This window comes from Agathobaculum sp. Marseille-P7918 (genome assembly GCF_964248325.1).
Lineage (GTDB): Bacteria > Bacillota > Clostridia > Oscillospirales > Butyricicoccaceae > Agathobaculum.
Genome location: NZ_CAXTXI010000003.1, coordinates 167,099 through 180,544, shown reverse-complemented (window position 1 = coordinate 180,544; position 13,446 = coordinate 167,099). Strand labels below are relative to the sequence as shown.

Sequence of the window (13,446 nt, the reverse complement as noted above, 5' to 3'; positions counted from 1 at the left end):
CTTCTCTGCTATGATGAAACCATAGAAGGGGGGCTTTCCATATGAAGTGTCAGCATTGTGGCATCAACTACAGCGACGAGGAGAGAGAGTGTCCGATCTGCGGCGCACGTGCAGGTACTCGCGGGCGTGTCGGCGAACTGGAAAAGAAGGCAGCCGCATGGCGGGAAAAGCAATTCGAAGATGAGCCAACCTATCAGAAAACGCGCACACGAAAAACACCCATACGTGCACAAAAAGCCAAAGCCAGCGTGAAACCGATTCGTGAAGTAAAAAAAGGAACCGGCAAGGTTGTTGCAGTTGTTGTGGTTGCCATCTTGCTGATCAATGTGCTGCCTTCTTTGATTCCGATGGTAAAGAACCTATTCGATAACTTTTTTGACGGCAGCAGTTCGTTTGAAATGATTCTCGATGATTGGGATTCAAACGAGCCGGATGCAGAAGCCGAAGCTGAGGATTGGGTCAGCTATGATGATGGCGCACTGTATTACGAGCGAGGCCAGGAATATGCATATGACTCGGATAATTATGTCAGCATCTATGCCGCTCTATACGACCTGACGGGCGAACACACAGCGGCAACACTGGCAGACGGCACGACACTTGATTTGCAGGTCGAGCCGGGAGAAATGGGTGATTATACGCTGCGCATGGATGACGGCACCGGTACCTACGAGGAACATGGATATACTTGGTGTATTTACAATTACCCCGACGAAGGAATCTATGATGAAAACTTTCCACCCGCGCAATATGACAGTCTGACCCTCGCCCTGTCGTGCAGCGAGTGGAGCTACGACGGCAATCTGTATGACAGATATGACGCCCGGCAGGAAAATACCGACTTATGGCTCGTGGTTTACGTGGACCGTGAAACCGGTCTGGTCACACTGCAGGACGCGGAGCAGGTGGGCATTTTCGGCACGTCTGCCTTTGTGCCTCTGACCAGTGTGCAAACCGGATAAGAGATCATGCACTTGTTTCAGCGGCAAATCTCCGATGGATCTGCAAACAGGCTCCATTTATGCTGTATGCATAAATGGAGCCTGTTTTATCGCTTTGTTGGCTGCTTTTATCCTATCAGACGCTTATGCGTTTTCCGAAAACTCAGCCAGACGCAGGTTTTCGTTATGGTCAAGCGCATACGTGATATTCCACGGAGAGGAAAACAGCAGCAGACTGTTCCCCTTGAGATCCTCAACAATTTTGGTGTCGCTTGTAAGCTGAAGCGCCTTGATATCAAAATCCGGCTCGTCATTTTCCACCCAGCGCACATGCTCATACGGCAGGTTTTCGCGGATGATCTCAACGTTATACTCGTTTTTCAAGCGGTATTCCAGCACCTCGAATTGCAGCACGCCCACCACGCCCACAATGACGGACTCCATGCCGGCGCCCGGTTCGCGGAAAATCTGGATGGCGCCCTCCTGCGCAATCTGCTCCACGCCCTTGACGAACTGCTTACGCTTGAGCGTGTCTTTCTGCCGAACGGTGGCAAACAGCTCAGGTGCAAAGGTTGGGATACCCGAAAACATGCATTTGCGCTTCGGATCGCACACGGTATCGCCAATCGAGAACACACCCGGATCAAAGATTCCGATGATATCGCCTGCATACGCTTCATCCACAATCGAGCGGTCCTGCGCCATCAGCTGCTGCGGCGCAGCCAGCACCATCTTTTTGCCGCTCTGCACATGCAGCACCTCCTGACCGCGCTCGAATTTGCCCGAGCAAATTCGCATAAATGCAATGCGGTCGCGGTGCGCCTTGTTCATATTGGCCTGAATTTTAAAGACAAAAGCCGAGAAATGGTCCTCAAACGGATCAATTACACCGATGTCGGCCGTGCGGGCGGTCGGCGGCGGGGTCATTTGCAGGAACTTCTTGAGAAACGGTTCTACGCCGAAGTTGGTCAGTGCTGAACCGAAAAACACTGGCGACAGCTTGCCCTCATGCACCGCCTGCAAATCGAACTCATCACCTGCACCGGAGAGTAGCTCTACGTCGTCAATCAGCGTCTGATACTGATCCTCAGGCAGCAGCCCCTCAAGGATCGGATCGTCAATCGACAGACGCTGCGCCTTGACCTCATGACGAAAATCCGCGCCTTCAAAGGCGATAACCTCGTCGTCCATACGATCATAGACGCCTTTGAAGCGTTTACCCGAACCGATCGGCCAGTTAACCGCATACGTACCGATGCCCAGCTCGTTCTCAATCTCCTCAAGCAGCTCATACGGGTCGCGCGACTCTCGATCCATCTTGTTGATGAAGGTGAATATTGGCACGCCCCGCATCGCGCACACCTTGAACAGCTTGCGTGTCTGCGCCTCGACGCCCTTGGATGCATCGATGACCATAACCGCCGAATCCGCCGCCATCAGCGTGCGGTAGGTATCCTCAGAAAAGTCCTGATGCCCGGGGGTATCGAGAATGTTGATGCACTTGCCTTCATAGCGGAACTGCAGCACCGAGGAGGTCACTGAAATACCGCGCTGCTTCTCGATTTCCATCCAGTCGGATACGGCATGGCGGCTGTTTTTCTTGCCTTTTACCATGCCGGCCTCCTGAATTGCGCCGCCGTACAGCAAAAATTTCTCTGTAATGGTGGTTTTACCGGCGTCCGGATGCGAAATGATCGCAAAAGTGCGCCGGTTCTCAATTTCCTTTTTCAGCTCTGCCAATGACTTTTTTCCTCCCGATTATACAAAAACAAAAATTTGTTGCGAAATGTACACAGAATGTTCACATTTTCCCTATATTATAATAACCGTGGAAAGCGTAAGATCCCCCCACATGTTCTTGCTTTCTACTCTCTATCCTACCTTTTATTGCGGGAACGGCCGGACGAAAGTCCGGCCGTTCCTGTTTTTACGCGCGTTTGGCGCAGCTGCTCTTTCTGATGCGCGGCAGCCCCGCGTAAAAGGCAGGAACAAAGCAGAAATACCATATTTACAAATCCCGCCGACCTTCGAGCGCACGGGTCAGCGTAACCTCATCGACATATTCCAGATGTCCGCCCACGGGAATGCCGTAGGCAAGGCGGGTGATACGAATGCCGAAGGGCTGTAACAGGCGGGAAATGTACATGGCTGTAGCCTCGCCCTCGGTGTCCGGATTGGTGGCAAGGATAACCTCCTCGGTGTCCTCATCCGCCACGCGCTGCACCAGCTCCCGGATGCGAATATCGTCCGGTCCAATGTGACCCATAGGGGAAAGCGTACCGTGCAGCACATGATACAAGCCATGATACTCCTTGGTGCGCTCGAACGCAATCACGTCACGCGGTTCCGCCACCACGCAGATGGTCTTTTGGTCACGGGTCTTATCCGCGCAAATCGGACAAATCTCGCTGTCGGCCAGATTCTGACACCGTTTGCAGGTGAAGGTCTTGGCTTTTGCCTCACGAATTGCGTCAGCAAATCGTTCCGCGTCCTCTTTGGACAGATCGAGCACATGGAATGCCAGCCGCTGCGCGGTTTTCTGCCCGATACCGGGGAGCTTTGCAAATTCCTCGATCAACCGCTCGACCGGCGGTGCAAAAAAGTCCATCAGAACAGGCCGCCGCCTAGGCCGCCCATGCCGCCGGTAATTGCGTTCATCTGGCTCTGGGACTTCTCATTTGCAGCCTTGAGCGCCTCGTTGACCGCCGCAACTACCAGATCCTGCAGCATATCAATGTCATCCGGGTCGACTACGTCGGGCTTAATCTCAATGGATTTCAGCGTTGAAGTACCGGTTACGGTCGCAGTCACCATGCCGCCGCCTGCCGTGCCGGTGGTCTCCATCTGCGCAATCTCTTCCTGCGCCTTCATCATGTTTTCCTGCATCTTCTGCGCCTGCTTCATCATTGCCTGCATGTTCATGCCGCCGCCGAAGCCGCCGCCAAAGCCTTTTCCCTTTGCCATCTGTTATGTCCTCCTCAAAGTTCTTTTACTTGAATATCAAATGCTTTCGCCCGACCGATGATCTCATCGACCGCGGCGTTTTTTTGTATCACGGGTTCATCCCCGGCTTCACGCACCTTAACCTTGATCGGCGCGCCCGCCAGCGCTGCTGCCTGTTCCCGGATCACCTTCATCGTCGGCTCCGCTTTCGCCAGCATCGCCGTGATACTGTCCTCACACAGAATAACCAGCGCGTCATCCTCCAGCATGCCCTTGGCGGATACCTTAAGATTGGTATGCGCGCCGGTATTGATTTTACCGGTGAGCATTTCCAGCAGCTGCGTCCATTTCGGCCATGCAGCTGCCTGAGCCACCGCCGCAGCGGGCTTCGCCGGCGTTACCGGTTGTCCGGCCGCGGCCTCTTCCTCCGCCCAAAGCGGTGCATCGCCGTCATCCGGCGGAGGCGGAGCGTCCTCGTCGCCCGGCGGAGGCGGCATATCGCTCGCTTGTCGCACGGTTTGCGCCGGTGCCGCTGCAACCGGTACGCCATGCTTCATCTTTTCCTCCAGCGCCTCCACGCGCCCGCTCAATGTATCGTATTGTTCTGCGCCCAAACTGCATAGTCGAACCGCGCACAACTCCGCTTCGACCCGGCGGTTGGCTGCGCTGCGCATGCGATCAAGCGCTTCCCCTATTACACGGCTCCATGCGATCAGTGTGGACGAAGCCAATCCATCGCACAGCTTTTGCAGACTTTTCACCGTATACGCCGGAGAAATCAGCGCGGATACATCGGTTTTGCTGGTCTTAACCAGCAGCGCGTCGCGGATTAGTCCCAGCATCTGGTCGTAAACCGCAGCCAAATCCCGGCCTGCGTTGTAATATTCGTCAATCAGCGCAATGGCCGCGGCCAAATCGCCGGTTTTGAGGTGCTCTGCCAGTCGAATACCGTCGTCCTGCCCCATCACGCCAAGTGCTGCGGTCACGGTTTGCTCATCCACCGCGCCCGCCGCCGCCGCGCGGTCGAGCATGGACAATGCATCACGCATCGCGCCGTCTGCCAGCCGCGCAATCAGGCGCGCCGCACCCTCCGTCAGCGCGATGCTCTCACCCGCCGCTACATCCAGCAGGCGGCGCGCAATATCCTCCGCGCCGATGCGCCGGAAATCGAACCGCTGGCAGCGCGACAGAATGGTCGCGGGCACCTTGTGCAGTTCGGTGGTTGCTAAGATAAACAGCACATGCTCGGGCGGTTCCTCGAGTGTCTTGAGCAGCGCGTTGAACGCGCCAATCGAGAGCATGTGCACCTCGTCAATGATAAACACGCGCTTTTTCACCTGCGCAGGTGTGTATCGCGTCTCGTCGCGCAAATCGCGGATATTGTCGACACCATTGTTCGAAGCCGCGTCAATCTCGGTCACATCAAGCACCGATCCATCCAGAATACCGCGGCAAGCCGCGCACTCGTTGCAAGGGTCGCCGTTCACCGGATGCTCACAGTTGACCGCGCGCGCCAAAATCTTAGCGCAGGTTGTCTTGCCAGTGCCGCGTGTACCGGTAAAGAGATAGGCATGGCTCAGCCGACCGGACTGGAGCTGCGCGCGCAGTGTATCCGTGATATGCTGCTGGCCGATTACGTCCGCAAAGGTCTGCGGCCGCCATTTGCGATACAGCGCCTGATACATGCGCCCACTCCTTTCCTTGCCCGTGATACCACAAAAGAGGCGGGCGCAAGCCCGCCTCCCAGCGTTCTCTTCTGCGCGCCAAGCGCGCAATCCAATCCATAAAAACCCGCGACATGCGCGTGGGTTTTTATACCAGTCGGAGCAAAAGTTTCGCTTATCGGAACTTTTGTCCCGGCCGGATGTATCCGAGCCATGCTCGGTGCATCCGCTCGCTTGAAAGCGTGGTTTCAAGCGAAATCCGTTCAGCGCCCCACAAGACCGCACACGGGCAATTCGAAAGCGCACGCCCGACTGCCTTTCCGCGGTTTGGGCTCAAAATCGGCAGCTCTGCGGCACACGATGGTTTCCGCTTAATGCTGCTCGGTTCCCCGCCTGACATGGTTCACGGTCCTCCGTTGCGCAGTACCGGTCTCTCATCGCCCTGTTGGCAGCTGCTTCGCCGCGCGTACGTCCCTCCTTGCCCGCATCATCCCCGCTGTAGCGGATTGCGGGTACAGGACACCGCTAACGCCCCGATGTGTGCGGCCTTGTGCGGCGCTGAACAGATATTCGGTTGTTATTTTATGCGTTCCAGCCGGTTTTATGCTTCTGGATCGTCAGGCGACGGTGTGGTCTCGCCGCCAGTACCGCCACCGGTTTCTCCGCCGGTGCCGCCTCCGGTTTCGCCTCCGGTTTCTCCGCCGGTGCCGCCACCGGTTTCGCCACCCGTGCCGCCGCCGGTTTCGCCTCCGGTATTACCGCCAGTCTCGCCACCAGTGTTTCCACCGGTCTCGCCGCCGGTTTCTCCGCCGGTATTACCGCCAGTCTCGCCGCCCTCCGGATCAGTCGGAGTAGTCGGCAGGCCGGTTTCCGGATCAATGGAAGGATCGTTCGGATCAGTCGGCGTCTGCTCTTCCGGTTTCTTCTCCTCTTCCGGCTTCTCCTCCTCTTCCTCTTCTTCCTTCCAATCGGTTACGCCAACCTTAGCGAAGTTGTAGCTCGTGGTAATGCCCTGATGGCTGCACGTCTCGGTCGGTACTTCATCGTTCCAGAAACGGCCGCTTGCGGCACGTCCCGCCGCACGGCAGGCGCCGGAAGCAAGCAGACCGGTATCCATACAATAGGTCACCGTCGTGAAATCCTGCGGATGCGAGTCGAACACCAGACCGGAGTCGCCTTCATGCACCTTCTGCATTACTGCCAGCCAGATTGCCGCAGCATTACGGCCATACAAGCCATTGAGCGTATAGTTATGCTCATAACCTACCCAAACCGCAGCGGAATACTGAGGTGTTACGCCGCAGAACCAGATATCGGTGTTGGAGGTCGTCGTACCGGTCTTACCGGCAGTCTGCACGCCGGAAATCTGCGTGCCGGACGCGGTACCGTAAGCCGTGACGTTTTGCAGGCACTCAAGCATGTAATATGCGGTGCGCACATTTTCAAAGCCCAGATCCGTGCTCGGGTTGTTTTCGAGCACCGTATTGCCCTCCGAATCGAGCACCTTGGTGTAGGTGCGCGTGCCGCCGAACACGCCGTCATTGATGAAGGCGGAGAATCCGCCCGCCATCTCTCGTACGGTCACGCCGTCGGTCAGCGCGCCCAGTGCCAGCGGTGAATAGTCGATATCGCTCTTGACCGTGCCGTCCTCATAGGTTCGGCTGCCAACCAATTGGATACCGAGGCGCTGTGTCAGGAAATCATAGGATGCCTGCGGCGTCAGCATATCCATCACCTGCACGGCAATGGTGTTAACCGAGCTGGTAATACCGCTCTTGATCGTCATCGCCTTGCCCGTTGGCATCTTGCCGTCGTTCATCGGCCACGGTTTTCCATCATCGCCGATGTACAGCGGCTTATCGTATACCGTAGTGGACGGAACAATAATCCCCTTGTCCATAGCGGGGCCATAAGAAGACAGCGGCTTGATTGAAGAGCCCGGTTGACGGCGCGCGTCCGTGGCATACGAGAAGGCCAGATTTTCCGTCTTTTCGCCGCGGCCGCCCGCAATGGCAACAATACTGCCCTGCTTATCCGTAATGACCATGGCGCTCTGCGGGCGCTCGCCGTATTTCTCGGTATTGGGGAATACAGAATCATCCGCCCACACCTGATCGACGACGCTCTGCACCTTGGTGTCAATGGTAGCATAAATCTTCAGGCCGCCCGAGGTGACCATGTTGCTGGCTACGACTTCGGAATATCCCTTCTGCTCCATCAGGTCTTTGGTTACGTCCTTGATGACCGCATCGGTAAAGTAGGAATAAATATCGCTGATATCCTGCTGATACTGCTCATAGGGACGGTAAACCAGCTCGGTTGCGATTGCCTCGTTATACGCGGTCTGGTCAATCATGCCCAGTTCCAGCATCTTGCCGAGGATGTTTTGCTGCCGCTCCTTGACCTTTTCCGGATGGTTATACGGGTCATAAATCGACGGATTGTTGGTCAGGCCGGCCAGCGCAGCACACTCCGCGAGGCTCAGCTCGGATACATCCTTGCCGAAATAGGTGGTCGCAGCGGTTTTCACGCCATAGCAGTTGTAGCCGAGATAGATCGTATTGAGATACATCTCCAGAATACGGTCCTTATCCCCGATTTCATCCTCCAGCGCCAGCGCGCGGAAAATCTCGTTAACCTTACGCTTGACCGAGTAATCGTCCTCATCGGTGACGTTTTTGATGAGCTGCTGGGTGATGGTTGAACCGCCGTACTGGTCATCGCCAACCAGCCAGTTGGCAACCGCGCCAAACGTGCGCTTCCAGTCCACGCCGTGATGCTTGTAGAAGCGTTCGTCCTCAATGGCAACGACCGCGTTCTTCAAATTATCCGGAATGTTCTCACTATCCACCCAAATGCGGTTTTCCATGCCGCGAATGGTTTCATAGAGCGTTTCTTCGCCCGTTGTGGAATCGACTGCATAGATGAAGGAGTTCAAATCCAAGCCCAAACCCTTGCTCAGGTCGGTTGCAGTTTCCTGCGCAGACGGGTTGATATATGCATGTACATAATACGCAAATGCAATGCCGCAGAAGCAGGCGCAAAGCACACCGATAAGCAGCAGCGTCAGCAGCACGCGGGATATCACATGCAGGACGCCCGATCCTTTTCTTTTGCCAGTTGCCAATTCGGTTTCCTCCTTGCCCGCCAGATTCATGCCGCGGGTCTTATCAGGTCGGACGTATGAGGCGTCCGTTTTGTTCCCGATATTCTTTGAAAATAAGCAGTTTTTATCTGCTTTCAGTCATTATACCACAGAAACAGGCGTTTTAAAAGCATACATTTTTTCCTGTCTCCCTCTGTTGGTCACAGTCGTTCGCGGCTATTATACCACATTATTCCGCAAATTCCAAACAAATTTTACACCTGTTTGCGAATACTTTCCAAAATTCCGGGCATACTCAAAGAAAATTCCAGGAATATAAGGAGGTAATTTCCGTGATGCAGGGTTTTTACATGCTGGCCATGCTGCGTGCCAAACGACAGCGGCGCATCGCGCTTCTGGCCTGCGCAGCAGCACTCATCAGCGCATTTTTTGCCGCGCGCGTCTGGTTTTCGACTCCGGCCGTACCTGCCAGCACGACCGAGCTGCCCTATATTGCCCAAGCGGATGAGGGCCGTTTGGTCGTCTCCCGCGGCGGGGAAATCGTCATTCGCACCGATATTGACGTCCGCACCCTGCCCGCCGCCGACCGGGAGGCGCTCGAGGACGGCATTCTGCTGTCGGACGCGCAGGCGCTTGCCCGTCTGCTAGAGGACTACGGCTCATAAAAACGACGGGCAAACGCCCGCTGTTTTTATGAGCCAAGGCATATCCGTTCTATTCCCTGCATACCGTATCACCAAGGGGGCGTTTACTTATGTTTATCACCATCACCCGGGATACTTTGTACCGCATCGGTGCGGCGGCGGGCGTGTGCGCGCTGCTTGCCGCGCTGTTTTTCCTTGTGCCGCAGGACGACAGGGGCGCGACGGCGCAGCAAACTGCCGCCGACACGGAGCAGGCCGTACCCACGTCTATCAGCGACTGGGGGCTGTCCTTCCAGACCGAAGGCCAGCCGCCGGTCGGCAACGTACCCGCCGACACGCTGCTGCAATGGAACGCTTACTATGTGGGCGACACCAGCAAAAACACCATCTATCTGACCTTTGACGCGGGCTACGAAAACGGCTGCACGGGTGCGATACTGGATGCGCTGAAAAAGCACAACGCGCCCGCGTGCTTTTTTGTTGTGGGCAACTTTATTGACTCCGCGCCCGATCTGGTGCAGCGCATGGTGGATGAGGGGCACATCGTCGGCAACCACACGCTGCACCATCCGGATATGTCCTCGATTTCGGATAAAGAAGCCTTTGCCGCCGAACTCAACGGACTGGAAGAGAAGTTCACCGCGCTGACCGGCCAGCCGATGCAGAAATTCTATCGTCCGCCGCAGGGCAAATTCAGCGAGGAGAACCTCAAACAGGCGCAGGAGCTGGGCTATACGACCGTGTTCTGGTCGCTGGCGTATGTCGACTGGTACACCGACAACCAGCCGACCGACGAGCAGGCGTTCGCAAAGCTGCTGCCGCGCATCCATAACGGCGCCATTGTGCTGCTGCACTCGACGAGCGAGACCAACGCGCGCATCCTCGACGAGCTGCTCACCCGCTGGGAGAACGAGGGCTATACCTTCGGCAGTCTGACCGACCTGACGACCGCTTAATCTGCGCAGGCGCACTCCTCCGCATCGCGCAGCGCCTGTTCCAGTGAGCCGCGGACATCTGCGAGACTTATGTTGCTGTCCGCGGCTTCGATGCGCTCGGCCAGACCGGCTATCGCGCCGAACAAATGCAGATAGGCGGTTTTGTAGTGCAGCTCGGACGCGAATTCCGGCGTTTTTTCATGGATTACATTCATTTTAATCACCTCACCTATATTTTGTGTCATTTTGACACAAAATGCAAGGGTATCTTTTCTGAAAAGTATACTGATACCATGCGAGGTGGTATGATGAAGCTACGAATCAAGGATATGCGTGAAGATCGCGATTTAAGCCAAGAAGCTGTCGCACAAGCATTGCATATCCCGCGTGCCACCTACTGCAATTACGAAACCGGCCGCCGAAACATCCCGAACGATGTACTGTGCAGCCTTGCCGACTTTTATAATGTCAGTCTGGACTACCTGCTCGGCCGCTCGGACGACTGTACGCCCTTCCGCAAATAACCGCACCGGAAATCCGGTGCGGCTCTTTTTTTGCCCGACCGCATTCTCACTTGTTTTACCATATTTTCCTGTGCTATACTATTGAAATAGGGCAAGACAAGAAAGGAAGGAATCTCCATGGACAAAGCCAAGGTTTATTTTGCGGATTTCCGCACCACGCTGACCGAGAATTTGCAGCAGAAGCTGACCCGTCTGATGAAAGCGGCGGGCATGGACAGCATCGACTTTGACAAAAAGTTCACCGCCATCAAAATCCACTTCGGTGAGCCGGGCAACCTCGCATTTCTGCGGCCGAACTGGGCCAAAACGGTCGCGGACTTCGTCAAGGAACGCGGCGGCAAGCCGTTCCTGACCGACTGCAACACGCTGTACGTCGGCGGACGCAAGAACGCGCTCGACCATCTGGATTCCGCCTATCTCAACGGCTTTTCACCGTTCTCCACCGGCTGCCATGTCATCATCGCAGACGGTCTGAAGGGCACGGACGAAGCGTATGTGCCGGTTGAGGGCGGCGAATACGTCAAGGAGGCCAAAATCGGACAGGCCATCATGGACGCGGATGTGTTTATTTCTCTGACCCACTTCAAGGGCCACGAGGCAAGCGGCTTCGGCGGCTGCCTGAAAAACATCGGCATGGGCTGCGGTTCGCGCGCCGGCAAGATGGAGCAGCACAATGCAGGCAAGCCACAGGTGGACCAGAACCCTTGCGTCGGCTGCGGCATGTGCACACGTATCTGCGCACACAGCGCCATCACCATCACAAACAAAAAAGCGCACATTGACCACGATAAGTGCGTCGGCTGCGGCCGCTGCATCGGCGTGTGCCCGACCGACGCGATTGGATGCGCTTATGATGAATCCAACATCGTTCTCAACCGCAAAATCGCGGAATACACCAAAGCAGTCGTGGACGGCCGTCCGTGCTTCCACATTTCGCTGGTTATCGATGTGTCGCCCAACTGCGACTGCCACGCGGAAAACGACGTGGCTATCGTGCCGAATATCGGCATGTTTGCATCCTTTGACCCTGTCGCGCTCGATCAGGCGTGCGCGGATGCGGTCAACGCCGCACCGGTCAATCCGGCAAGCCTGCTGTGTGACGAGCATGAGCGTCACCACATCCATGACCCGAACGACCACTTCCACGCCGTCCATCCGGACACCAATTGGCAGTCCGCGCTCGAGCACGCGGAAAAGCTGGGGCTGGGCACGCGCGAATACGAACTGGTTAAAATTTAATGCAAAACGCCAAAAAGCGAGGCATACGCCTCGCTTTTTCTTTTAGATCTGGTTCAGCCCTATAGGCAGCACCAGTTTGCTCGCAACCATAGCAACCAGCAAAACTATAAACGCACGTTTGGCTTTTTTCTCCCCAAACAGTGTCTGCCATTGCACAAAACTTTGCTGCATCCGTTCCGCCTTTTCATCCAAACGGCCGAGCAGAAAGCGCGCAATCAGTTCCAGCGCCCCGATGCTCTGCAAAAACGTCCATGCCAGAAGCAGCACAAAACCGACCACCGACCGCTCCTCCGGATGTCCAAGCAAAATCAGGCAGAAAACCCAGCCCACAATCGTTGCAGTGTGGTGCAAAATCACACCAAACCGGACAAAATTGTTCACTGTAGCATCATCGTTCTTCCTTCAAATTCCGCCCGGCGCTTAATATCCGACATGACCGTGTCAAACTGCGAGATGTCGAGCGACTGCGCGCCATCGCACAGGGCGTTCTTGGGATCGTTATGCACCTCGATAATCAGACCATCCGCACCCGCGGCGATCGCCGCACGCGAAAGCGGCTGCACCATATCGCGCCGTCCGGCGGCATGGCTCGGGTCAATGATGATCGGCAGATGGCTGAACATCTTGACCAGTGGCACGGCGGAAATATCCAGATTGTTGCGAATCAGGTTTTCAAACGTGCGGATACCGCGCTCACACAGGATAACGTTGGTGTTACCCCCCGCGAAGATATATTCCGCCGCCATGAGGAACTCCTCCATCGTGGCGGACAGACCCCGCTTGAGCAAAATGGGCTTATTTGAGCGGCCCAACTCTTTGAGCAGCATAAAATTCTGCATATTGCGCGCGCCAAGCTGGATGATGTCCACATCCGCAAACAGATCCAGATGCTTTTCACTCATGATCTCGGTCACGATCGGCAAACCGGTCTGGCGCTTGGCCTCAAGCAGCAGTTTGAGACCCTCGGCCTCCAGACCTTGGAAGGAGTAGGGCGAGGTACGCGGCTTGAACGCGCCACCGCGCAGGAAGGATGCGCCCGCCTTTTTGACCGCCTCGGCTACCTCGACGATCTGCGCCTCGCTCTCAACCGAGCAGGGACCTGCCATGACGTTGAAGTATCCCGCGCCGATTTTGCGTCCCGCGACCTCGATGATCGTGTCCTCGGGATGGAATTTGCGGTTGACGGCCTTGAATGGCTCGGTCACACGCTGCACACGCTCGACCACGTCATAGGCCATAATGTCCCCTTCATCGAGCTTGGTGGTGTCGCCCATCAGACCAAGAATGGTCGTATTGGCACCCTCGGAATAGTTGATTCGCAGCCCCATATCCGTAAAATGCTGCATCAGACGTTCAACACGTTCCTTGTCGCTGTTCTGTTTGAGTACAACGATCACGATAATTCACTCCTTTATCAGTTGAAAATGTAAGCTCTGCCAGTATACCACCA

The 13,446-nt window shown here is 55.9% G+C and carries 13 protein-coding genes and 1 other RNA gene; 5 read left to right on the top strand and 9 right to left on the bottom strand.

The annotated features are described in order from the left end of the window. The first annotated feature begins 41 nt into the window (after positions 1–41). Complete coding sequence (locus ACESSO_RS06100) at positions 42–962, top strand: zinc ribbon domain-containing protein (protein ID WP_373164169.1); 921 nt, start codon at positions 42–44, stop codon at positions 960–962. Positions 963–1,085: 123 nt separating this feature from the next. Here the strand turns inward: ACESSO_RS06100 and ACESSO_RS06095 are convergent, their stop codons facing one another. The 6 genes from ACESSO_RS06095 to ACESSO_RS06070 all read right to left on the bottom strand — a co-directional run bounded on the left by ACESSO_RS06095 (position 1,086) and on the right by ACESSO_RS06070 (position 8,675). Continuing rightward, a complete protein-coding gene (locus tag ACESSO_RS06095; RefSeq protein WP_373164168.1) occupies positions 1,086–2,681 on the bottom strand; it encodes a peptide chain release factor 3 in 1,596 nt (531 codons plus the stop codon). Positions 2,682–2,949: 268 nt separating this feature from the next. Next, on the bottom strand, positions 2,950–3,549 hold the full coding sequence (recR, locus tag ACESSO_RS06090) for a recombination mediator RecR (RefSeq protein WP_373164167.1): 600 nt from the start codon (positions 3,547–3,549) through the stop codon (positions 2,950–2,952). After that, complete coding sequence (locus ACESSO_RS06085; protein WP_373164166.1) at positions 3,549–3,905, bottom strand: YbaB/EbfC family nucleoid-associated protein; 357 nt, start codon at positions 3,903–3,905, stop codon at positions 3,549–3,551. The genes recR and ACESSO_RS06085 overlap by 1 nt, the downstream gene beginning before the upstream one ends. Before the next feature lie 14 nt (positions 3,906–3,919). Further along, complete coding sequence (gene dnaX / locus ACESSO_RS06080) at positions 3,920–5,569, bottom strand: DNA polymerase III subunit gamma/tau (protein WP_373164165.1); 1,650 nt, start codon at positions 5,567–5,569, stop codon at positions 3,920–3,922. Between the two features lie 258 nt (positions 5,570–5,827). Beyond that, an RNA gene (ffs, locus tag ACESSO_RS06075) (signal recognition particle sRNA large type) lies at positions 5,828–6,094 on the bottom strand. 55 nt (positions 6,095–6,149) lie between these two features. After that, positions 6,150–8,675, bottom strand: coding sequence for a transglycosylase domain-containing protein (locus tag ACESSO_RS06070; RefSeq protein WP_373164164.1), 2,526 nt, complete (start codon positions 8,673–8,675; stop codon positions 6,150–6,152). A gap of 311 nt (positions 8,676–8,986) precedes the next feature. Here ACESSO_RS06070 and ACESSO_RS06065 point away from each other — a divergent pair, with 311 nt between their 5' ends. Further along, entirely contained in the window at positions 8,987–9,319 is a 333-nt protein-coding gene (locus ACESSO_RS06065; RefSeq protein ID WP_373164163.1) for a hypothetical protein, read from the top strand. 89 nt (positions 9,320–9,408) lie between these two features. Then, a complete protein-coding gene (locus tag ACESSO_RS06060; RefSeq protein ID WP_373164162.1) occupies positions 9,409–10,254 on the top strand; it encodes a polysaccharide deacetylase family protein in 846 nt (281 codons plus the stop codon). On the opposite strand, the gene ACESSO_RS06055 is transcribed toward ACESSO_RS06060, so the two are convergent. Next, a complete protein-coding gene (locus ACESSO_RS06055; protein WP_373164161.1) occupies positions 10,251–10,478 on the bottom strand; it encodes a hypothetical protein in 228 nt (75 codons plus the stop codon). The genes ACESSO_RS06060 and ACESSO_RS06055 overlap by 4 nt on opposite strands. A gap of 63 nt (positions 10,479–10,541) precedes the next feature. Here ACESSO_RS06055 and ACESSO_RS06050 point away from each other — a divergent pair, with 63 nt between their 5' ends. Then, positions 10,542–10,757: a helix-turn-helix domain-containing protein gene (locus ACESSO_RS06050; RefSeq protein ID WP_373164160.1), complete on the top strand. Its 216-nt coding sequence runs from the start codon at positions 10,542–10,544 to the stop codon at positions 10,755–10,757. 117 nt (positions 10,758–10,874) lie between these two features. Next, complete coding sequence (locus ACESSO_RS06045; RefSeq protein ID WP_373164159.1) at positions 10,875–11,996, top strand: DUF362 domain-containing protein; 1,122 nt, start codon at positions 10,875–10,877, stop codon at positions 11,994–11,996. 42 nt (positions 11,997–12,038) lie between these two features. Here the strand turns inward: ACESSO_RS06045 and ACESSO_RS06040 are convergent, their stop codons facing one another. Both ACESSO_RS06040 and aroF read right to left on the bottom strand, forming a co-directional pair. After that, positions 12,039–12,377, bottom strand: coding sequence for a hypothetical protein (locus ACESSO_RS06040; protein ID WP_373164158.1), 339 nt, complete (start codon positions 12,375–12,377; stop codon positions 12,039–12,041). Beyond that, positions 12,374–13,393, bottom strand: coding sequence for a 3-deoxy-7-phosphoheptulonate synthase (aroF, locus tag ACESSO_RS06035; protein WP_373164157.1), 1,020 nt, complete (start codon positions 13,391–13,393; stop codon positions 12,374–12,376). The genes ACESSO_RS06040 and aroF overlap by 4 nt, the downstream gene beginning before the upstream one ends. Positions 13,394–13,446: the final 53 nt, after the last annotated feature.

Coding starts and splice junctions, on each gene's coding strand:
- ACESSO_RS06100 (WP_373164169.1), top strand. CDS start 42: ATGAAGTGTCAGCATTGTGGCATCAACTACAGCGACGAGGAGAGAGAG.
- ACESSO_RS06050 (WP_373164160.1), top strand. CDS start 10,542: ATGAAGCTACGAATCAAGGATATGCGTGAAGATCGCGATTTAAGCCAA.
- ACESSO_RS06060 (WP_373164162.1), top strand. CDS start 9,409: ATGTTTATCACCATCACCCGGGATACTTTGTACCGCATCGGTGCGGCG.
- ACESSO_RS06055 (WP_373164161.1), bottom strand. CDS start 10,478: ATGACACAAAATATAGGTGAGGTGATTAAAATGAATGTAATCCATGAA.
- ACESSO_RS06085 (WP_373164166.1), bottom strand. CDS start 3,905: ATGGCAAAGGGAAAAGGCTTTGGCGGCGGCTTCGGCGGCGGCATGAAC.
- recR (WP_373164167.1), bottom strand. CDS start 3,549: ATGGACTTTTTTGCACCGCCGGTCGAGCGGTTGATCGAGGAATTTGCA.
- dnaX (WP_373164165.1), bottom strand. CDS start 5,569: ATGTATCAGGCGCTGTATCGCAAATGGCGGCCGCAGACCTTTGCGGAC.
- ACESSO_RS06045 (WP_373164159.1), top strand. CDS start 10,875: ATGGACAAAGCCAAGGTTTATTTTGCGGATTTCCGCACCACGCTGACC.